This window comes from Kribbella sp. CWNU-51 (assembly GCF_054073265.1).
Genome location: NZ_JBSXMZ010000037.1, coordinates 61783 through 81774, shown reverse-complemented (window position 1 = coordinate 81774; position 19992 = coordinate 61783). Strand labels below are relative to the sequence as shown.

The following is a 19992-nucleotide window of genomic DNA, read 5'->3' as shown; positions in this document are numbered from 1 at the left end:
AGAGGGACCCGCCCGTGCCCAAAGAGTTCAACGCAGTCAAGAAACTCCTGGCCGCAGCGCTGGCTGTGGCCGCGGTAGCCGCCGGTACCTCGGCCGCCACAGCCGCACCGATGGTGACGACGACGAACGCCGTCTCGTCGTCCTTCGCCGACACGTTCGCCGACCCGTCGATCATCCAGGGCCGGGACGGCTACTGGTACGCGTACGCCACCTCGGACCCGTTGGTTGCCAACGGCCCGTTCGGGCTGATGCACATGGCCCGGACCAAGGACTTCAGCTCGTGGGAGTACCTCGGCACCGTCTTCACCGACCAGACCAAGCCCGCCTGGGCCGCGCCCGGGTCCTTCTTCTGGGCGCCGGACATCCGGTACTTCGGCGGCCGATACGTCATGTACTTCACCGTCACCGACACGGCGGCCAACCCAGGCGGTGACCCGGCGATCGGTGTCGCGACCGCCCCGACGCCGGCGGGGCCGTGGACCGCGAGCGACGGCCCGGTCGTCGCACCGCGGCCGGACGGCGCCGGTGGCTACTTCGGCACCATCGACCCGGCCCTGCTCACCGCAGCTGACGGCAAGCGGTACCTGTACTACGGCGGTTTCTACGGCGGGATCTCCGTCACCGAACTCTCGCCCGACGGTATGCATGCGGTCGGCTCGCCGACTCAGGTGACGATCGGCGACAGGTATGAGGGTTCGTACGTCGTCTACCGCGACGGCTGGTACTACCTGATGGGCTCGTCGATGAACTGCTGCGCCGGCCCGACCACCGGGTACTCCGTCTTCGCGGGGCGATCGCGGTCTCCCCGCGGACCGTTCGTCGACGCGGACGGTGCCGCTCTCACCGACTCGCGCGTGGGCGGCACGACGGTCATCACGCAGAACGGCAACAAGTGGATCGGCCCGGGCCACCACGCGTTCATCACCGACGCGGCGGGACAGGACCACATCGTCTACCACGCGATTGATCGCGGTACGCCGTGGCTGACCGACCCGTTCGGGATCAACCGGCGGCCGATGCTGATCGATCGGATCGACTGGATCGACGGCTGGCCGCGGACACGGGCCGGGCTCGGCCCGTCCGAAGGCCCGGTGCCCGCGCCGACGACGGGATCCGGGCTGGGGATCGACTCCACCGATCCGGTCGGCGGCCTGCTCGGCGCTCAGCGGAAGCCTGGTGATGCACTTGGTGGCGCAACCGCTGCGATCTCGGGTGCGGCGCAGACCCGCAAGCCCGCTCCTGGTGGATCGGTGCGTGTCGACGCCGATGTTCGTCTCGGCTCTTCGTTCACCACGGTGCTTGGAGATGCCGCGGTCGTCACGATCTCTACTGACAAGGTCAGCATCGCGGCTGGTCGCCGTACCGCATCGGCGCCGCTGCCCGCCGACTTCGATCGGACGCAGTGGAACAAGCTGAGTGTCCAGGTCTCCGGCTCGACCGTGAGTGCGCGGTTGAACGACGCCGGTCTGGGTGATGTGTACGCCGAGGCGCAGCTCGCCGTACCCGGTCTGAAGCTCGGGTCCGCGCCGGTGCGGTGGGTGGGGTCGGCGGAGGTGGACAACCTGACCGTCCGTCCGGTGGCGCCCCCGGTACTGCGGATGGCCGACGTACCGCGGACCGGGAAACTGCTGGCTGGGGACGAGTTCGATGGTGGACTGGGCGCGGACTGGTCGTGGGTGCGCCAGGATTCCGCCGCAGTGGTTGCTGACGGCAAGTTGTCGTGGCCGTTGGAGAACGCGGACCTGGTAGGTGCCGCGAACAACGCCGGGCTGCTGTTCCACACGACGCCTGCCGGCGACAGTTGGATCGCGGAGACCAAGCTGCACCTCGACACCGGTGTCGATGATGTCCGCAACTATCAGCAGGCCGGGATGGTCGCGTATCTGAACGACAGCGACTTCGCGCGACTCGGCAACGTGTCGATCTGGAAGACCCGGCAGACCGAGTACGGGCGCGAGTTGGTGGCGCGACCGTCGGACGGTGCGACGTCGTATGGTGCGGCCGCGATCGGACGGTCGGCGCCGACGCTGTGGATGCGGCTCGCGTACCACAAGAACGCCGCGGGTGAGCATGTGTACCGCGCGGGGACTTCGGTGTGGACGGGAAGAACTGGACGTGGGGCGCGTCGTGGGTGTTGCCCGCTCAGGCGAGGATCGGCTTGTACGCTCACGGTGAATTCACCGGCGCGAACCCACCATCCGTCGCCACCTTCGACTACCTGCGCTTCTACGAGAGCAAGTGAGATGGGTTTCACGAATCCGGTGTACGGCAATAACTTCGCGGACCCGCAGGTTGTTGCCGTAGACAACGTGTACTACGCGTTCGCGACCAACGGGCCGCTCGGCAACGTGCAGACGCTGACGTCGCCGGACCTGGTCTCGTGGGAGCCCGTCGGCGACGCGCTTCCCGTGCTCGCGCCGTGGACCGCGCCGGGCCGGGTGTGGGCGCCCGAGGTCGCAGTCCACGCCGCGGACCGGTACGTCATGTACTACACGTCCGCCGACACCGCCTCCGGCCGGCAGGCGATCGGGGTCGCGGTGGCGTCGAGACCCGAAGGTCCATATGTCGACAAATCTCCTTCGCCCCTGATCAACCGGGTGGACGAGGGTGGCTCGATCGACGGGTCGCCGTTCCAGGACTCGACCGGGAAACGCTGGCTGTACTGGAAGAACGACGGCAACGCGATCGGCGTCGATACCTGGATCTACGCCTCCGAACTCTCCGCCGACGGGCTGACCCTCGTCGGCTCCACCCACCGCCTGATCAAGCAAACCCTCCCCTGGGAAGGCAATCTGGTCGAGGCGCCCTACATGGTCGAACGCAACGGCAAGTTCCACCTCTTCTACTCCGCCAACGCCTTCGACACAGCGGAGTACGCCGTAGGCCACGCGGTCTGCACCACTCCCACCGGCCCCTGCACCAAGTCCGGCGACCCCATCCTGCGCACCTCCCCCGACGCCGCCGGCCCCGGCCACAACATGGTCCTCCACGTCGCCGACCGCGACTGGTTCGTCTACCACGCCTGGAACCCATCCACCCCCGGCACCGACCCCACCGGCCGCACCATGTGGCTCTCCGAACTCACCTGGACCGCCGACACCCCCGCCGTACAACTACCCCTCCACAACAACCCAACCCACCCGTAAACAACCCCGCGACCGGCTACCCAAACCCGGTCTGGCCGAAGAAGGTAACGGTTCCAGCAAAGTAATGGCCTGCGCCGACGGCATCCGATATGATTTGAGAGTCATATGACGTGGATGTCATAGTCTGGCCTGTGCAGATTGACTGGCCGGCTGACTTCGATGTCTGGCTCGATGACCTCGAGGCTCGGGTTGAGAAGGGAGAGGCGCACGCGAAGCAGGTCCTCATCCTGGTCACCGCAGCGCTCAAGCATCTCCAGGAACTCAAGGAACCACCCACCCGTGACACGGAGACGGCGACGCTGCGATGGATACGGCAATCGAAGCGGTACGCCCTCTGGCGGGTCTCGCATCCTTACCGGGCCGGCGTTGCTGTGCGGCTCATCTGCTGGTTTCCACCGGACTCCGACACCGTGGTCGTCGCGCTGTTCGCAGGCGACAAGGCGCGCATCGGCGATGCGTTCTACAACTCCGTCGGCGGTCGTGCTGACGGTCTCATCGACCAATGGAAACGAGAAGCGATGAGAGGACGGTCATGACCAGTCGCAAGTCAGGTCGGAGGACGTTCGTTCGTGGCAATGAGCGGCTCGACAAGTTGCTGGCTCGGCCGGAGATTGCGGGCGGTGTTGCCGAGGTCGAGGTCGAGGCGCGGGAGATGGATCGGGTCTATGCCGAAAACCTTGCCATGATCCGTCGAGCCAGTGATCTGACTCAGGTCGAGGTCGCTGAGAAGCTCGGTGTCGGGCAGGCGGTTGTTTCCCGGCTCGAGCGGCGGAGCGACATGCTCCTGTCCACCTTGGCGGACTACCTGCACGCGACCGGTGCAGAGCATCCTCGCATTGTTGCGGTGCTCAACGGCATGGAGGTCGAGCTGGATCTCGACCAGTTCCGCGAGTCGCGCTCGGCGTAGGGGCGCAACCTTTTCAGCTGGTCTCGCATCTAGGTAGGTGTGATGACTGGCGAGCGGGCGCGGTTGCGTTGGCTGCTCGGGTGGCGGGGCGGCCGTGGAGGGATCGGCCGCGCTGTGGAGCTCGAGTGCCGGCGGCTTCCAGCCAGATCAGCCCGGGCTTCGGTGGCCGGTGAAGTGATCCAGGACCTGGGTCAGGGTGGTTAGGGCATCGTGTAAGTCGGGGGTGGATGGCGTTGCGTAGCCGATGACCAGGCCGGGTGGGCCAGGCGTCGTACGGCGGTATTCGGACAATGGGGCCACGACCACTCCGGCCTGCCGGGCCGCGGCGGCGAGTTGCGAGTCGTCGGTGGTGTCGGGTAGCAGGAGGGTGATGTGGAGGCCGGCGTCCTGGCCGATGATTTGGCCGTACGGGGAGAGGACGGCGCAGGTGTGGGTGCGGCGTTCGGCGTAGAGGCGGCGGCCGCGGCGGACGGCCTGGTCCAGATAGCCGTCGCGGAGCATGGCCAGGAGGGCGGCCTGCATGGGCCAGCCGGGCCAGTCGCCGGACTCGGCGCGGAAGGTGGCCAGGCGGTCGACGGTGTGTTCGGACGCGACCAGCCAGCCGAGGCGGAGCGCCGGGCTGAGGGTTTTCGACAGGGTGCCTAGGTGAATGACGCGATCCAGGTCCAGTTGCGCGAGTGCGGGCAGCGGCGCGACGTCGTACCGGAACTCGCTGTCGTAGTCGTCCTCGATCAGCGTCGCCCCGGTCCGGCGTGCCCACCGGATCAGTTCGTTGCGTCGGGCAACGGGTAGCCGGCCGCCGAGCGGGTACTGGTGCGACGGCGTGACATAGACGGCGGGTACGTCGGTCAGCGCGGACACCTGCAGCCCGTCCTCATCCACTGGGACGTCGACGATCTCGAGGTGGTGGTCGCGGGCGGCGACGACCGCGTTCAGGTAACCGGGGTCCTCGATCGCGATCCGATCGCCTGGTCGGAGGGTGACGGTGAGGAGCAGCCGGAGGCCGTGCATGGTGCCGTTGGTGACGAGGACGTTCTCCGGCCCGCACGCGATCCCGCGGACCCGGCCGACGTGATCGGCCAACGCAGCGCGGAGCGCCGGGAGGCCAGCGGCATCGTCGTACCCGGGCGGCGGCGACTGTGTCGACACCTCCCGCCACGCGCGGCGCCATCCTGGATCGGGCGTCGGGGCGATGTAGGGGATGCCCGGTCGCAGGGTGAGGAGCTTGGTGCCGGGATCCGGCCGGTGTGCCGCTCGCCGGCGTACGGCGGGCTGCAGCGGTACGACGTCCGTCACGAAGGTGCCGGCGCCGGTGCGGCCCTCGATCCAGCCTTCGGCATGGAGTTGGTCGTACGCCGCCTGCGTCACGGACCGGGATACGGACAGGTCCCTGGCGAGGTCGCGGGTGGACGGGAGCCGGTGACCGGCCTGGAGCCGGCCGTCCAGGACCGCGGCCCGGAACTGCTCGGCCAGCTGCAGGTGCAGCGGCAGACCGGCGGCGCGATCGATCGTCAGCGGCAGCGAGCTTTCCACGAAAGCTAGGATCCCAGCATGGCCCTGACCGCGGCGGACATCGACCGGTTCGAGGCGTCTCGGCATCGTCTCTAGGCCATCGCGTATCGCCTCCTCGGCTCGGCCGGCGAGGCCGAGGACGCCGTCCAGGAGGCGTTCCTGCGCTGGCAGGCCGCCGACCTCGACCGCATCGAGGTCCCCGAGGCCTGGCTGACCAAGGTGCTCACCAACCTGTGCCTCAACCAGCTCGCCTCGGCCCGGGCGCGGCGCGAGACCTACGTGGGTCAGTGGCTTCCCGAGCCGTTGCTCGCGGGCGATCCGATGCTCGGCCCGGCCGACACCGCCGAGCAGCGCGAGTCGATCTCGTACGCCGTACTCACGCTGATGGAGCGCCTGTCCCCGAACGAGCGGGCCGTCTACGTCCTGCGCGAGGCCTTCGAGTACCCGCACCGGGAGATCGCCGAGATCCTCGACGTCACCGAGGCCGCCAGCCAGCAGACCTATCACCGGGCCAAGCAGCACATCGCGGATGGCAAGGCCCGCACCGAGGTCGATGCGACCGCCGCCCGGCGGATCGTCGAGGAGTTCCTCGCGGCCGCCACGAGCGGCCGGACCGAGCCGCTCACGCGGTTGCTCACCGCAGACGCGATCTCGATCGGCGACGGCGGCGGGAAGGTTCCGGCTCGTGCGAAGGCGACCGAGGGCGCGCTCGCGGTCGCGCGCTTCCTGCGCGGCGTGTTCAAGCCCGCCGAGGCCAAGCGCGTCTGGCTCGGCGGTACGCCGGAGGTCTACGCCTGGACCGCCAACGGCGACCCCGCGGTCGTGGTGGTCGTGAACGGCGAGGTCGTCGGCGTGATGTGTCTGGCGGTCACCGCCAACGGCATCGCCGCGTTCCTCAGCCAGGCCAACCCGGACAAGCTGGCCCGCGCGACCGAGCGGTTCGCGGCGGTCGACCACGGGGAGCCGTTGTTCGAGGCCTTCTGACCACGCTGTGAGGTGCTTCACAGAGCGTTCCTGTCAGGAAACGGCGGGTTGCCCGGTTCAAGGGGCGAACCCGCAGCAGACAGGAGTACGGATATGCAGCACCGCATCATCGTCCTCGGAGCCGGCTACTCCGGAGCGATCGCCGCCGGGCGGCTCGCCAAGCGGCTGCACCGCGACGAGGTCGCCATCACCCTCGTCAACGCCGAACCCGATTTCGTGGAGCGGGTCCGCATGCACCAGTTGGCCACGGGCCAGGACCTCAAGCCCCGGCCGCTCAGTGAGATGTTCGCGGGCACCGGCGTCGTACTGAAGCTCGCGACGGTCACCGGGGTCGACGTGGATCGCAAGACCGTCACCGTCGACGGGGGCGCCGAGGAGCTTGGGTACGACACCCTCGTCTACGCACTCGGCAGCGCCTGGAACGCCCAAGGCGTCCCCGGCACCGCAGAGCACGCGTACGAACTCGCCAGCCGCCCCGGCGCGCTTCGCCTGCGTGAGCGCCTGACCCAGCTGGACGCCGGGCAGACCGTGACCGTCGTCGGCGGTGGGCTCACCGGGCTGGAAGCCGCGACCGAGATCGCCGACGCCCGCCCGGACCTCGACATCGCCCTCGCCGTCCGTGGCGGCCTTGGCGATTGGCTCTCGCCCAAGGGCCGCCGGCACCTGCGGAAGGTCGTCGGCAAGCTCGGCATCACCGTGCACGAGCGCGCGGCCGTTACCGGCGTCGAGTCCGACCGCGTCACTACCGCCGACGGTACGACGATCCCGGCCGCGGTCACCCTGTGGACCGCCGGCTTCGCAGTCCACCCGATCGTGGCCGCGACCGCCCTCGAGGTCACCGACACCGGCCGGATCGTGGTCGACGAGACGATGCGCTCGGTCTCGCACCCCGACGTGTACGCCATCGGCGACGCGGCCTTCGCGATGGGCGCGAAGAACAAGCCGCTGCGGATGTCGTGCGCCTCGGGCCAGCCGATGGCGTGGCAGGCCGCCGACTCCATCGCGGCGCGGCTGACCGGCGGGAAGCTTCCGCACGCGCCGCTCTTCTACTTCAACCAGTGCATCTCGCTGGGCCGCACGGAAGGCCTGATCCAGTACGTCACCACCGACGACCGCGCCGTCAACGCAGCGCTGACCGGACGGTTCGCCGCTGTCTACAAGGAGTTGATCTGCAAAGGCGCCGCCTGGCATGTCGCCAACCCGATGCTCGGGATGCCGACCCGCCGCCGCCACGTCGCCGTCGGTGTGCACGAATGGACTACCTGATTCGAGCCGGAATGGACCGTGCCACCATGCCACTCGCGGCGTGAGTCTGGTTGCATGACCACAACGCCGCTCCAGCCGACCGCCCGGACTTCCTTGCGCCGCTCGAAGGAACGCGCCGCGACCGATCGCCAGGTCCTGTACGACGTTCTGCTCGACGGCATGTTCTGTCACCTGGGTGTCGTGGTCGACGGCGATCCGTTGGTGCTGCCACCGGCGTACGGCGTGGATCTCGAGTGTGGACCCGACGGGACGCTGTACCTGCACGGCTCGGTCGCGGCGCGCAGTGTGGTCGCGGCGCCGGAGCAGACCGTCTGCGTGACCGTCACGCACGCTGACGGTTTGGTGCTGGCCCGGTCGGCGTTCCACCACTCGGTGAACTACCGCTCGGCGGTCGTCTTCGGCGTACCGCGCCTGATCACCGACCCCGACGAGAAACTGCACGGCCTCAACCGGATCGTCGACCACCTTGTGCCCGGCCGGTCCTCCGCCACCCGCCCGCCGAACCGCAAGGAACTGGCGAAGACCTCAGTCCTCGCCCTGTCGCTGACCGAGGCCTCGGTGAAGACCCGCTCCGGACCGGCGAACGACGAGGAGCAGGACCTCGACCTGCCCTACTGGACAGGCGTGATCCCGCTCCACGTCGTGGCCGGCGTACCGGAGAACAACCCCGACTGCGACCTGCTGGTGCCCGCACACATCCGCACCCGCGCGAACCTGCTCGGCGCACCGTCTTAAGCGACCGTCCCCTTGTTGTAGCTCTTCTGGGCCCAGAAGTAGCCGACCAGGGCGATCGCGACGCACCAGGCGAGAGCGAGCCAGCCGGTGCCGTTCTCGACCGGGGCCCCGAGCAACAGGTGCCGCAAGGTGTCGATGATCGGGGTGAACGGCTGGTACTCCGCGAACCAGCGGATGCCGCTCGGCATCGACTCCAGCGGGATGAAGGTGTTGCTCAGGAACGGCAGCAGCAAGCTGATCGGCAGGACGATGTTGCTCGCCCCCTCCGCGGTCTTGCTCTTCAGGCCCAGCGCGATCGCGAACCAGGTGAGAGCGAAGGTCAGCGCCACCAGAAGTCCGGTCGCCAGCAGCCAGTCGGTGACCGACGCGTTCGGCCGGAACCCGATCAGGACGGCGAAGCCGACCACCAGGGCCAGGCTGACGGTCGTCACGATCACGTTGCCCAGCACGTGCCCGGCCAGCACGGCGGGCCGGAAGATCGCCATCGTCCGGAACCTCGCGACGATGCCCTCGGTCACGTCCATCGCAGCGCCGACCGCGGGCGACATGGTCCCGGACGCGATGGACATCAACAGGATGCCCGGGGTGAGGAAGTCGATGTAGTCGAAGCCACTCGCCCCGCCGAGACCGGCCGAGAAGGTGTCGCCGAAGACGAGGCCGAACAGCAGCAACATGATGACCGGCATCCCGAGGGCGCCGAGGGACAGGCCGGGGTAGCGCTGGGCGTGCCGCAGGTTGCGGCGCAGCATCGTGGCGGTGTCTGCCAACTGGTAGGACGCGGTGCTCATTTGCTCGTCACTTTCTCGTCGATGTTCTCGTGAGCGGTGGGTTGACCGGTCACGGCGAAGAACACGTCGTCCAGGTCGGGGGTGTGGACAGTGAGCTCGTCCACCTCGAGGGAGGCGTCGTCCATCCGGGCCAGCAGGGCGCGCAGCGCGTGCACGCTGCCGTCGTTCGGCACCTGCAGGACCAGGGACTCGTGGTTCGGCACCGCGGTGGGCAGGACCTGACCAGCCAGCGTGAAAGCCTCCGGAGACGTGAACCGCAACCGGATGTGCCCACCGGGCACGAGCCGCTTCAGCTGCTCCGGGGTGCCCTGGGCAACCAATCGGCCATGGTCCAGTACGGCGATCCGATCGGCGAGCTGATCGGCTTCCTCCAGGATCTGCGTAGTCAGGAAGACCGTGACGCCGCCGGCGACCAGTTCCCGGATCAGCTGCCACATGCTGTGCCGGCTGCGCGGGTCGAGGCCGGTGGTCGGCTCGTCCAGGAAGATGATCCGCGGGTCGCCGACCAGCGTCATCGCCAGGTCGAGCCGCCGCTTCATACCGCCGGAGTACGTCATCGCCGTCTTCGGGCCGGCCTCGACCAGGTCGAATCGCTCCAGCAGTTCGTCAGCCCGGCGGCGGGCCTCGCGGCGGCCGAGGTGGTACAGGTCGGCCATCATGATCAGGTTCTCCCGGCCGGTGAGCAGACCGTCGACGGCGGAGAACTGGCCGGTGACGCCGATCGCGGCGCGGACCGCTTCGGGTTCGGCGTGCAGATCGTGGCCGGCCACCCGGATCTCGCCGGCGTCGGCGGTGATCAGGGTGGACAGGATCTGCACCGCGGTGGTCTTGCCGGCGCCGTTCGGGCCGAGCAGGGAAAAGATGGTGCCTTCGGCAACGTTCAGGCCGATGCCGTCGAGCACGAGTTTCTCGCCGTACGACTTGCGCAGTCCACGGACGTCGATCGCTGCTGACATGATTTCTTCCTCGGATGTTTTCGGGCAGGGTGAACCTGACCCAGGTGGCTGAAGGGTCTTCGGGAGGAGGTTCAGGGCGCACTGATCCAGCCGGCCGGCCGGACAGGCCCCGGATCAGGTGGGTTCAGTTGGGGGGACTAGATGTCGAGGTCCTCCACCGCGGGTTGGCCGGCGGCTTCCTCGACCAGTTCGTAGAGGTCCTCGGGGACCAGCTCGCGCAGTTCCTCGATGGTGTCGACGACGTCCAGCGTCGCCTCGCCCTGGGCCATGCTCCAGGACTGGTCACTGCTCCAGTTGCCGACCCAGGAGCGCCATCCGGACAGGTACCGCTCGTCGTCGGCGCCGACGATGTACTGGTTGCGGCGGTCCGCGTGCAGCACGAACTTGCCGGTCCGGCTCCGGTAGACCTTGAAGGCCTCGTAACCCGACTTGCTGGCCCGGCCGCCCTCGGCGAGCAGTACGCCGGAGAACCGTTGCTTGCGGCCGGCGCCCCGACCCACCCGCACGGTGATCTCGTCGTACCCCTCGAGCCGCCCTTCCTCCAGCTCGACGTACTTGCGCAGCGCGATCGAGATCGCCGAGGACAGGTTCCCGGCCAGCTCCTGCGCCCGCTTGTACAGCGGCAGGTCGTCGTCCGACACGTAGATCGTCTTGTTGGGCATCCTTGACTCCTCCTACGTAGAACTATACGCAGAAGGCTACGCAGATGTCTACATATATCTCTACGTAGAGGTGGATCAGCTCGGCGAGTAGAACCAGGGCTGCTTCAGGTCGAAGAACGTCGTCGGCTCGGCGTCGAGCGAGTTCAGCTCGTCCATCATCGGCTTCAGCTTCTCCGGAAGCTCCTTCCGCTCACCTTCCCGGGCATCCGCCTCGGAGGTGAAGTACATCGCCGTCGTGAAGCCGCCGTCGTCGTACATCGCGGACATGCTGCCGACGGAGTCGGGCCGGAACGCAGCCCACTCGTCCGGGTTCTGGGCCATCAACGCCCGGGCTCGCTCGGGGTTCGTCACCCGGCCCTGCATCACCTGGACGAAACCCGCCGAGTCCGGCTCGCCGTGCAGGTCGAGTTCCACGTCGTCGGTGTCGTGGAAGGTGGCTTCGCCGCTGAGCACTGACGAGAACTCGTGCCACCACTTGTCCTGGGCCGCCGACTCGCTATTCAGCCGCGCCGCGTCGGCGGAATCGAACCGCGCCAGCGCGATCAGCCGCCCGTCCTCGGTGACGCCGGCGGTGGTCCCCAGCCAGCCGGTCGCCTCGGGTGCGAGTTCTTCCATCCACCGATCGAACGCGGCGTGCGCCTGCTCGGCGTCCGTGACCTGTCCTTGAATGACCTGAACGAACATAGTGCGACCCTCCCCTGTGTCCCCCAGGTCGCTGCGGTCACTTCGAACCTACGCCTGCGGCCGCACCTCGTCGACGCCCGCTGCCCTGATCGCCGGCTGGTGGCCCGCGCCGGGAATGTGTGGAAACTGACCGGCTCAAACCCTAGTTATCCACAGATTTGGGCGAGTCTTCGGCAGATTCGGTGGAGAACTCGGGGATCAGTTGGGGATAACTTCGCGAAAATGGTGTGCACAGCTGGGGATACGGGTGTGGATAACTCCACCGCTGTGATTCTCAGCCGCGGACCCGCGCGCCGGGATCAGACCCACTGGGTCGAGACGACGAAGCCGACGGCGATCAGACCCATGCCGACGACGAGGTTCAAGTTGCCCAGCTTGTCCATCATCGGGATCTTGTCGCCGGCGATGTAGAAGACGACCAGCCAGACCAAACCGAGCAGCCAGCACGTCAGCATCAGCGGCGCCACCCAGCGGCGACTGGTGGTGCGTGGCTTCCTCGGCGTTTTCTCCGCCTTGACCTTCTCGGTCTTCTTCTTGTTGCGACTGCTCGACTCGGGCACGGCTGAACTCCTTGTAAGGACGCATAAGCTGACCGCTGAGGACCTGTGCGGGTCCGGTCCCGGGTTAGCGTAGTGCAGAGAGGAACACGGAGATCACGGGTGCGTAGGTTGAGGCGTATTTCGCTGTGGCGGGTGGGGGCGCCGCTGGCGTTGCTGTGCGCCGGTCTGCTGTTCGCGACCAGCGCCACCAACGCCCGGGGCACCGACCTGCGGCCCAGTCGCAACACTACGCTCGCCGGGCTCGTGGAGGAACAGAGCCGGCGCAGCGCGACCCTCGTCCGCCAGCACGCGGCGCTGACCCACGACATCGAGACCCTGCAGGCGCAGCAGGGATCGATCGACCCGAAGCTGGCCAAGCAGCTCGACGATCTGTCCGAGCAGGTGGGGACCAGGCCGGTCACCGGGCCCGGACTCACCGTCACTCTCCAGGACGCACCGCCCGAGGTGGTGAAGGAGAACCCCGATGTGGACGAGAACTGGCTGGTCATCCACCAGCAGGACATCCAGGCCGTGGTGAACGCACTCTGGGCCGGCGGCGCCGAGGCCATGTCGATCCAGAACCAGCGGGTCATCTCCACCACCGGGATCAAGTGCGTCGGCAACTCCGTCGTCCTGCACGGTGTCCCGTACCTGCCGCCGTACAAGATCACCGCGATCGGCGACCGGCGGAAGCTGCAGCAGGCGCTGGACGATTCGCAGTACATCGAGAACCTGCAGGACTATGTGGTGAAGTTCCAGCTCGGGTATGAGGTGAAGAACGAGTCCTCGATCCAGATGCCGGCGTACGAAGGCACGCTGGACCTGCAGAGCGCGACCGTCCCCGGCTTCGAGCACACTCCCTCGGCCAGCCCCACGACGACCGGTCGTTGAGGCCACGACCTAGCTGTCACAATGGTCCGCATGCTGCGGATCCTTGTCGTCGACAACTACGACTCCTTCGTCTACAACCTAGTTCAGTACCTGCAGCAGTTGCAGGCCGACACCACCGTGTTGCGCAACGACGAGGTCACCCCTGACCAGATCTCCGAGTACGACGGCGTCCTGTTGTCCCCCGGCCCGGGTACGCCGGAAGAGGCCGGCGCGTGCGTGGACATCGTGAAGGAGAAGGGCGGCGAGGTCCCGATCTTCGGCGTCTGCCTCGGCCTGCAGGCGATCGGCGTCGCGTACGGCGGTGTCGTCGGGCGCGCGGACGAGTTGCTGCACGGGAAGACCAGCCAGGTGTTCCACGAGGGCGCCGGTGTGCTCGCCGGACTCCCGTCGCCGTTCACCGCGACCCGGTACCACTCGCTCGCGATCGCGCAGGACACCGTGCCCGACGAGTTGCAGGTGACCGCCCGGACCGAGGCCGGCGTGATCATGGCGGCCCGGCATCGCGATCGCCCGGTCGAGGGCGTGCAGTTCCACCCCGAGTCGGTGCTGACCGAGGGCGGCCACCGGATGCTGGCCAACTGGCTGGCCATCTGCGGCGACCCCGACGCGGTCGCCCGCTCTGCCGGTCTGGCCCCGATCGTCAGCTGACCGCAACTAAGAGCCCCCCGCGATGCGATCTGCGGGGGGCTCTGTCGTGCGTAGGGCGATCAGCCGCCGATGGTGATCCGTGGCGTGTCCGTGGGCGTGCTCGACGGAGTGTCGGTCGGCTGGCTCGGCGGCGGCGAGTTCTGCGGCAGGTTGTTGATCGTCAGCGTGATCAAGCTGCCCTTCGGCGCCTTGGTGCCGCCCTTCACGCTCTGCTGGAGCACCGTCTGATCGGGAGCGTTCGGGTCGACGCCGGACGTGTAGCCGACCCGGAAGCCGAGTTGCTTCAGGGTGGCGGCCGCGTCGTCCTGCACCTGGGTGACGACGTTGGGGACCTCCACCTGCTCCTTGCCGCTGGACACGGTCAGCGTGAACTCCTGGCCCGACGGGTACTGTCCGTTCGGGTCAGGGCTGACCCCGAGCACGGTCCCCTCCTTCTCCGCACTGTCCTGCTTGACCGTCGCGTCCTTGACCTTGAAGTTCCCGGCCGTGCCCTCCAGCGCCTTGCGGGCCGCGTTCTCCGACTTGCCGATCACATCCGGCACCGGGAACGCACTCCGACCGGACGAGAACACCACGGTGACCGTAGAACCCTGGTCGGCCTCGGTCCCCGCTTCCGGGGTCTGCCGGATCGCGGAGCCGCGGCCGACCGTGTCGCTGGTCTCCGCCGGTCCCACTGCGAGCTTCAGGCCCTTGTCGGTGAGCAACGTCGTCGCGTCAGCCACCGACTTGCCACTCACGTCCGGTACGGCGACCTTCGCCGGCGGCGTGTTGGTCGCCGTGCCGCCACCGTTGTTGTCGTTGCTGAGGCTGGTGAACAGGGCGTAGCCGCCCACCGCGATGGCCACGATGGCCAGGCCGAGCAGGAAGTAGGCGAGGCCGCGGTTGCGCCGGGACCGAGAGTCCTGATCGTCGAGGTCGTCGCCGCCCGGGGGCAGCAGGTCGTCGTCCCCGGACTGCCGGTACGCCTGGGTCGCGGCGGCCGACGCGACGGCGGTCGGGGCCATCGCCCGGGTCTCCGACATCGCGGCCACGGGCGCCATCGGCGCGGTCACCTGCTGGCCGGACAGCACCCGATGGATGTCCTGGCGCATCTCCGACGCGCTCTGGTAGCGCTCCTCGCGGCTCTTCGCCAGCGCCTTCAGGACGACGGCGTCGACCTCCGGCGGGATGTCCGGGTCGAACGACGACGGCGGCAGCGGCTGCTCCCGGACGTGCTGGTAGGCCACCGAGACCGGCGACTCACCGACGAACGGCGGCCGGCCGGTGAGCAGTTCGTACAACAGGCAGCCGGTCGAGTACAGGTCGGAGCGGGCGTCCACGGTCTCGCCGCGGGCCTGCTCGGGCGACAGGTACTGCGCCGTGCCGATGACGGCCGCGGTCTGGGTCATCGTGGACGAGGTGTCGGCGACCGCGCGGGCGATGCCGAAGTCCATCACCTTGACCTGACCCTGCGGGGTCAGCATCACGTTCCCGGGCTTGATGTCGCGGTGCACGATGCCGGCCCGGTGGCTGTAGTCGAGCGCCTCGAGCACACCGGAGGTGATCTCCAGGGCGCGCTCCGGCATGATCTTGCGGCCTTCGCGGATCAAGTCCCGCAGTGTCTTGCCGGTCACCAGTTCCATCACGATGTACGGGATGGTGACGCCGGATCCGTTCGGGTCCGGCTCCTCGCCGGTGTCGTACACCGACACGATGGTCGGGTGGTTCAGCGAGGCGGCCGACTGGGCCTCCCGGCGGAACCTGGCCTGAAAGGTGGCGTCGCTGGCAAGATCGACCCGGAGTCGTTTGATCGCGACCGACCGGCCGAGCCGGTTGTCCACACCCCTGCGGACCTCGGCCATGCCGCCGCGGCCGAGCGGTTCGCCTTCTTCATATCGGCCGCCGACGAGACGTGCCTGCGATGTCATGACCTCAGCCTTCCAACCTGTCCGGAAACATCCTCAATTTGCCCACGGTAGCGGCCGCCACACGTGGAACCCCGTTGGAAAGACGCGCTGTGACGGCATCATTCCGTATCGTGCTCATTGCCCCAGCACCGCCTCCATCACCTTCTTGGCGATCGGTGCCGCCAAGGTGCCACCGGCGATGTCGTTGCGGGGGATGTTCGCGTCCTCGATCAGCACTGCCACCGCGACCTTCGGATCGTTGGCCGGCGCGAACGCGGTGAACCAGGCGAACGGCGGGCGCTCCTTCGACGTCTGCGCCGTACCGGTCTTACCGGCCACCTGGACCCCGTCGATCCGGCCCGGCTTGCCGGTGCCGTTGTTCACCACGTCGACCATCATCGTGGTCAACTGGGCCGCAACGTCCGGACTGATCGCCTGGTGCAGTGACTCCGGCTTGGTCTCCGACACCGTCTTCAGGTCCGCGGTCTTCACGCTCTGGACCAGATATGGCTTCATCACCTCGCCTTTGTTGGCGATCCCCGCCGAGACCATCGCCATCTGCAGCGGAGTGGCCAGGACGTCGAACTGGCCGATCGCGGACTGCGCGGTCTGCGGCTGGTTCGGGTCGCCCGGGAACTGGCTGCTGGCCACACCGGGCACCTCGTCCAGCGGACGGTCGCCGAAGCCGAACTTGGCCGCCTGCTCGCGGAGCGCGTCCGGGCCGAGGGCCAGGCCGACGCTGCCGAAGGCGGTGTTGCAGGAGTACCGCAGCGCGATCGTCAGGGTCGCGTTGTTGCTCCCGCCGCAGTTCTTCAGGTCCTCGTTGACCAGCGGAACAGTGGTCTGCGGCAGTGGCAGCTCGGCCGGCGAGTTCACTTTGGTCTCCGGCGTGTACTTGCCGCTCGAGAGCGCCGCGGCGGCGGTGACCAGCTTGAACGTCGAGCCAGGCGGGTAGAGCTCCTGGACCGCCCGGTTGGACAGTGGCTTGTCCTTGTCGGCGTTCAGCTTCTTCCAGGCGGCGCCGACCTTGTTCAGATCGTGCGAGGCCAGCACATTCGGGTCGTACGACGGCCTGGTCGCCATCGCGAGCACGCGGCCGGTCTTCGGCTCCAGCGCCACCACCGCGCCGGTCTTCCCGGCCAGGCCGTCGTAGGCGGCCTGCTGGGCCGCCGCGTTCAGGGTCAGCGTGACACTGCCGCCCTGCTGTGGCCGGTTGCTGATCACGTCGATGATTCGGCGGAACGCCATCGACGGATCGGAGCCGTTCAGCTCGGAGTTCCTGGTCAGTTCGATCCCGCTGCGGCCGTACAGGTATGAGTAGAACCCGGTCGCCGGAGCGTAGGTCGGCCCGGCCGGGTAGACGCGCTGGTACTTGAACCGGTCGTTCGTCGGTTTGCTCTGGGCGATCGGCGTACTCCCGATCAGGATCGGGCCCCGGTTGACCGAGAACTGCGAGTCGCGCACCCGGCGGTTGTCGTTGCGGCCGTTCAGCTCGTTGGACCGGAAGGCCTGCAGGTACGTCGAGTTCGCCATCAGCGCGAGCATCAGGATGATCGCCGCCACGGCCAGTCGTCGGATCGCTGAGTTCACTGCTTCTGCACCACCATGGCGATCGTTTCGTCGGACACGAAAGCGGCCGGGGTCTGCGGCCGCCGGGCCTGGTCGCTGATCCGCAGCAGCAGTGCGATGATCGCCCAGTTCGCGACCAGCGACGTACCGCCCAGGGCCATGAACGGCGTGGCCAGACCGGTCAGCGGGATCAGCCCGGTGACACCGCCGACGATCACGAACACCTGCAGCGCGAACGACATCGCCAGACCGGTCGCCAGCAGCTTGCCGAAGACGTCCCGGCAGCCGAGCGCGGTCCGCAGGCCGCGCTCGACGATCAGCGTGTAGATCAGGATGATCGCGATCAGCCCGGTCAGGCCCAGCTCCTCGGCGAACGAGGAGATGATCATGTCGCTGTTCGCGTACAGGGTGATCTCCGGCCGGCCCTGGCCGAGTCCGCGGCCAAGGATGCCGCCCCAGGCCTGACCCATCAGTCCGTTGGCCACCTGACCGCCGTCGATCGAGAACGGGTCCAGCCAGTCGGTGATCCGCTTGTGCACGTGGCCGAAGGCCACGTAGGCGAAGTACGCACCGCCGATGAACAGCAGGCCACCGATGATCAGCCAGCCGGCCCGCTCGGTCGCCACGTACAGCAGGAGCAGGAACAGGCCGAAGAACAGCAGGGATGATCCGAGGTCACTCTCGAACACCAGGACGCCCAAGCTGACGAACCAGGCGATCAGGATCGGCCCGAGGTCACGCGCCCGGGGCAGGTCGAGCCCGAGGAACCGGTGCCCGGCCAGAGTGAGTACGTCGCGTTTGACCACCAGATAGCCGGCGAAGAACACGACCAGGCAGATCTTCGCGAACTCACCGGGCTGGAACGACATGCCGGCCAGCCGGATCCAGATCCGGGCGCCGTTCAGGTTGACGCCGAGACCCGGGATCAGCGGCAGTACGAGCAGCACCAGACCGGCCAGTCCGGCGGTGTAGGTGAAGGCCTGCAGGCGGCGGTGATCTCTGATCACGAGGATCACCACGAGGAACAGCACGACGCCGACCGCGGTCCAGGTGATCTGCTGCGGCGCGGCGGCCGGCTTCGGGGTCCGGCCATTCGCCTCGGCGACCGCGGCCAGACCGAGGTCGATGCGGTGGATCATCGCGACACCGAGACCGTTCAGCAGCACGGCACACGGCAGCAGGACGGGATCGGCGTACGGCGCTCGATAGCGCAGCGCGAGGTGGGCGATCACGGCGAGCAGGCTGATCCCGGCCGCGTAGTACCCAGTGCTGGCCGGCACCTTGTCCTGCACGGTGATGCCGATGTTCACGTACGCGGCGACGGAGACACCGATCGCGATGATGAGCAGAACCAACTCCACCCCACGGCGGGTGCGCGGGATGATCTGGATGACCGAGGTCGAGGCGATGCTCATCGAACCCCGTCACAGTCGTCCGGGTCGACCGGCGCACTCGGTGTCGTGGACGGCGTGGTGGACGGATGCGTCGCAGGAATCGTCGCCGGCGGTTTGGGCGGCGTGGACACCGGCGGTTTCGACACGGGTGGTTTCGACACGGGCGGCGTGCTCGGCTTGGGCGTCGGGGTCGGCTTCGGCTTGGCGCACTCGTCGGCGGTCCGCTGCAGCTCGCTGACGATCGTCCGCGCGCCGGCCAGGTTGTCGGCCTGGATGTTGCCCTCCACCTGCTCCCGGCTGTACGTCGGCAGCTTGTCCACCTGCAGGGTCTGCCGCTCGTACACGTTCGACAGCGTCAGTCCCGGGATGTCGGCTTCCACACCCTTGAAGATCGCCACGTAGTCGCCGTCGGTGCCGACGTAGTACTGCTTCTGCGTCCAGCTGTAGGCGAACCAGGCACCGCCACCGATCAGGCCGAGGACGATGACGAGTACGGCGATCCGCCGCAACCACGGGAAGCGCTTCGGGGGCCGCGGCGCGTACCGCAGCTCTTCCGGGTCGAGCCCGGCGGTGTGACCGCCGTCGCCCGAGCCGTCTCCGACGCGTACGCCGATCGTCGGCTCGGGGCGGCCGGTCCCGCCTTGCGCCACCTCCGCGGCGGCGCCGACGAGCTGTGGTGTGATGCCGCTCGACGGCTCCGTCTCGACCACGTCCGCCACGACACACGTGACGTTGTCGTTGGACCCGGCCTCGAGGGCATGGGTGATCAGCTCCACCACGACGGAGTCCGGCGTACCGTCGGCCATCGAGGCCGCGATCATCTCGTCGCTCACGTAGTCGGGCAGGCCGTCGCTGCACAACAGCAGCCGGTCGCCGGCCCGGACGTCGACGATCTCCAGGTCCGGATCGGAGTCCGGCCGGCCGTCCAGCACCCGCAGGATCAGGTTGCGGTGCGGGTGGGTGAAGGCCTCCTCCTGGGAGATCCGGCCCTCGTCGACCAGCGACTGCACGAAGGTGTGGTCGTGGCTCAGCTGAGAGAGCACCCCGTCCCGCATCCGGTACGCGCGGGAGTCGCCGAGATGCGCCAGGCCGAGTCGATGCCCGTCGAACATCAGCGCGGTGACGGTCGAACCCATCCCCTCGCGTTCGGGGTCCTCCTCGACCAGCTCGGACAGCCGCTCGTTCGCCCGGTGCACCGCGCCGGCCAGCGCCTCGATCATGTCGTCGCCGCTGATCTCGGTCGTGTCCAGCCGCCGGATCACCTGGACGGCCGCCGAGCTGGCCACCTCACCGGCTGCCGCACCGCCCATCCCGTCAGCGAGCAGCAGCAGGTGCGGACCGGCGTACGCCGAATCCTCGTTGTTGCGCCGCACTCGTCCGACATCGGACAGTGCGGCGTAGTCGAGCGACAGGGTCATCGAGGCA

Annotated in this window: 18 protein-coding genes; 8 read left to right on the top strand and 10 right to left on the bottom strand. The window is 68.2% G+C overall.

The genetic code is table 11. The features are described from left to right. Positions 1-14: 14 nt before the first annotated feature. The 3 genes from ACXC9Q_RS31025 (at position 15) to ACXC9Q_RS31015 (ending at position 4053) form a co-directional block, all read left to right on the top strand. Positions 15-3146 (top strand): family 43 glycosylhydrolase, encoded by a 3132-nt coding sequence (locus tag ACXC9Q_RS31025; protein ID WP_457060173.1) that lies wholly within the window; start codon positions 15-17, stop codon positions 3144-3146. 131 nt (positions 3147-3277) lie between these two features. Further along, positions 3278-3682 (top strand): hypothetical protein, encoded by a 405-nt coding sequence (locus ACXC9Q_RS31020; RefSeq protein ID WP_457060172.1) that lies wholly within the window; start codon positions 3278-3280, stop codon positions 3680-3682. Then, a complete protein-coding gene (locus tag ACXC9Q_RS31015; protein ID WP_457060171.1) occupies positions 3649-4053 on the top strand; it encodes a helix-turn-helix domain-containing protein in 405 nt (134 codons plus the stop codon). Before ACXC9Q_RS31020 ends, ACXC9Q_RS31015 begins: the two co-directional genes overlap by 34 nt. A gap of 147 nt (positions 4054-4200) precedes the next feature. Here the strand turns inward: ACXC9Q_RS31015 and pdxR are convergent, their stop codons facing one another. Continuing rightward, on the bottom strand, positions 4201-5586 hold the full coding sequence (gene pdxR / locus ACXC9Q_RS31010) for a MocR-like pyridoxine biosynthesis transcription factor PdxR (protein ID WP_457060170.1): 1386 nt from the start codon (positions 5584-5586) through the stop codon (positions 4201-4203). Between the two features lie 78 nt (positions 5587-5664). Between pdxR and ACXC9Q_RS31005 the strand changes: the two genes are divergently transcribed. The 3 genes from ACXC9Q_RS31005 to ACXC9Q_RS30995 all read left to right on the top strand — a co-directional run bounded on the left by ACXC9Q_RS31005 (position 5665) and on the right by ACXC9Q_RS30995 (position 8550). After that, positions 5665-6549: a sigma-70 family RNA polymerase sigma factor gene (locus ACXC9Q_RS31005; protein ID WP_457060209.1), complete on the top strand. Its 885-nt coding sequence runs from the start codon at positions 5665-5667 to the stop codon at positions 6547-6549. Between the two features lie 93 nt (positions 6550-6642). After that, on the top strand, positions 6643-7815 hold the full coding sequence (locus ACXC9Q_RS31000) for an NAD(P)/FAD-dependent oxidoreductase (protein ID WP_457060169.1): 1173 nt from the start codon (positions 6643-6645) through the stop codon (positions 7813-7815). A gap of 54 nt (positions 7816-7869) precedes the next feature. Beyond that, positions 7870-8550 (top strand): pyridoxamine 5'-phosphate oxidase family protein, encoded by a 681-nt coding sequence (locus ACXC9Q_RS30995; protein ID WP_457060168.1) that lies wholly within the window; start codon positions 7870-7872, stop codon positions 8548-8550. On the opposite strand, the gene ACXC9Q_RS30990 is transcribed toward ACXC9Q_RS30995, so the two are convergent. The 5 genes from ACXC9Q_RS30990 to ACXC9Q_RS30970 form a co-directional block, all read right to left on the bottom strand. Continuing rightward, entirely contained in the window at positions 8547-9338 is a 792-nt protein-coding gene (locus ACXC9Q_RS30990) for an ABC transporter permease (protein WP_457060167.1), read from the bottom strand. The genes ACXC9Q_RS30995 and ACXC9Q_RS30990 overlap by 4 nt on opposite strands. Then, positions 9335-10294 carry an ATP-binding cassette domain-containing protein gene (locus ACXC9Q_RS30985; RefSeq protein WP_457060166.1) on the bottom strand — a complete coding sequence of 320 codons (960 nt, stop codon included), beginning with the start codon at positions 10292-10294 and terminating at the stop codon, positions 9335-9337. The genes ACXC9Q_RS30990 and ACXC9Q_RS30985 overlap by 4 nt, the downstream gene beginning before the upstream one ends. Before the next feature lie 137 nt (positions 10295-10431). Next, positions 10432-10956 carry an EXLDI protein gene (locus ACXC9Q_RS30980; RefSeq protein ID WP_405070207.1) on the bottom strand — a complete coding sequence of 175 codons (525 nt, stop codon included), beginning with the start codon at positions 10954-10956 and terminating at the stop codon, positions 10432-10434. A 75-nt stretch (positions 10957-11031) separates the two neighbouring features. Beyond that, positions 11032-11640: a hypothetical protein gene (locus ACXC9Q_RS30975; protein ID WP_457060165.1), complete on the bottom strand. Its 609-nt coding sequence runs from the start codon at positions 11638-11640 to the stop codon at positions 11032-11034. Between the two features lie 299 nt (positions 11641-11939). Beyond that, positions 11940-12200, bottom strand: a complete 261-nt coding sequence (locus ACXC9Q_RS30970; RefSeq protein ID WP_457060164.1) for a cell division protein CrgA — start codon at positions 12198-12200, stop codon at positions 11940-11942. Between the two features lie 99 nt (positions 12201-12299). On the opposite strand from ACXC9Q_RS30970, the gene ACXC9Q_RS30965 reads away from it, so the two are divergent. Both ACXC9Q_RS30965 and ACXC9Q_RS30960 read left to right on the top strand, forming a co-directional pair. After that, positions 12300-13070, top strand: coding sequence for a DUF881 domain-containing protein (locus tag ACXC9Q_RS30965; RefSeq protein WP_328524917.1), 771 nt, complete (start codon positions 12300-12302; stop codon positions 13068-13070). 30 nt (positions 13071-13100) lie between these two features. Further along, positions 13101-13718 carry an aminodeoxychorismate/anthranilate synthase component II gene (locus ACXC9Q_RS30960; RefSeq protein WP_457060163.1) on the top strand — a complete coding sequence of 206 codons (618 nt, stop codon included), beginning with the start codon at positions 13101-13103 and terminating at the stop codon, positions 13716-13718. 59 nt (positions 13719-13777) lie between these two features. On the opposite strand, the gene pknB is transcribed toward ACXC9Q_RS30960, so the two are convergent. From pknB to ACXC9Q_RS30940, 4 genes are all read right to left on the bottom strand, one after another. Beyond that, positions 13778-15625, bottom strand: coding sequence for a Stk1 family PASTA domain-containing Ser/Thr kinase (gene pknB, locus ACXC9Q_RS30955; RefSeq protein ID WP_457060162.1), 1848 nt, complete (start codon positions 15623-15625; stop codon positions 13778-13780). 114 nt (positions 15626-15739) lie between these two features. Beyond that, positions 15740-17194: a peptidoglycan D,D-transpeptidase FtsI family protein gene (locus tag ACXC9Q_RS30950; RefSeq protein ID WP_457060161.1), complete on the bottom strand. Its 1455-nt coding sequence runs from the start codon at positions 17192-17194 to the stop codon at positions 15740-15742. Then, positions 17191-18588: an FtsW/RodA/SpoVE family cell cycle protein gene (locus ACXC9Q_RS30945; protein ID WP_329483202.1), complete on the bottom strand. Its 1398-nt coding sequence runs from the start codon at positions 18586-18588 to the stop codon at positions 17191-17193. The genes ACXC9Q_RS30950 and ACXC9Q_RS30945 overlap by 4 nt, the downstream gene beginning before the upstream one ends. Continuing rightward, the gene (locus ACXC9Q_RS30940) at positions 18585-19985 is read right to left on the bottom strand and encodes a PP2C family protein-serine/threonine phosphatase (RefSeq protein WP_457060160.1); all 1401 of its coding nucleotides are present in this window, start codon (positions 19983-19985) and stop codon (positions 18585-18587) included. The genes ACXC9Q_RS30945 and ACXC9Q_RS30940 overlap by 4 nt, the downstream gene beginning before the upstream one ends. Between the last annotated feature and the right edge of the window lie 7 nt (positions 19986-19992).

What these genes read in the sequence shown, in the direction of transcription:
- ACXC9Q_RS31015 (WP_457060171.1), top strand. Translation starts at nt 3,649, where the DNA reads ATGGAAACGAGAAGCGATGAGAGGACGGTCATGACCAGTCGCAAGTCA.
- ACXC9Q_RS31000 (WP_457060169.1), top strand. Translation starts at nt 6,643, where the DNA reads ATGCAGCACCGCATCATCGTCCTCGGAGCCGGCTACTCCGGAGCGATC.
- ACXC9Q_RS30995 (WP_457060168.1), top strand. Translation starts at nt 7,870, where the DNA reads ATGACCACAACGCCGCTCCAGCCGACCGCCCGGACTTCCTTGCGCCGC.
- ACXC9Q_RS30990 (WP_457060167.1), bottom strand. Translation starts at nt 9,338, where the DNA reads ATGAGCACCGCGTCCTACCAGTTGGCAGACACCGCCACGATGCTGCGC.
- ACXC9Q_RS30985 (WP_457060166.1), bottom strand. Translation starts at nt 10,294, where the DNA reads ATGTCAGCAGCGATCGACGTCCGTGGACTGCGCAAGTCGTACGGCGAG.
- ACXC9Q_RS30980 (WP_405070207.1), bottom strand. Translation starts at nt 10,956, where the DNA reads ATGCCCAACAAGACGATCTACGTGTCGGACGACGACCTGCCGCTGTAC.
- ACXC9Q_RS30975 (WP_457060165.1), bottom strand. Translation starts at nt 11,640, where the DNA reads ATGTTCGTTCAGGTCATTCAAGGACAGGTCACGGACGCCGAGCAGGCG.
- ACXC9Q_RS30960 (WP_457060163.1), top strand. Translation starts at nt 13,101, where the DNA reads ATGCTGCGGATCCTTGTCGTCGACAACTACGACTCCTTCGTCTACAAC.
- pknB (WP_457060162.1), bottom strand. Translation starts at nt 15,625, where the DNA reads ATGACATCGCAGGCACGTCTCGTCGGCGGCCGATATGAAGAAGGCGAA.
- ACXC9Q_RS30945 (WP_329483202.1), bottom strand. Translation starts at nt 18,588, where the DNA reads ATGAGCATCGCCTCGACCTCGGTCATCCAGATCATCCCGCGCACCCGC.
- ACXC9Q_RS30940 (WP_457060160.1), bottom strand. Translation starts at nt 19,985, where the DNA reads ATGACCCTGTCGCTCGACTACGCCGCACTGTCCGATGTCGGACGAGTG.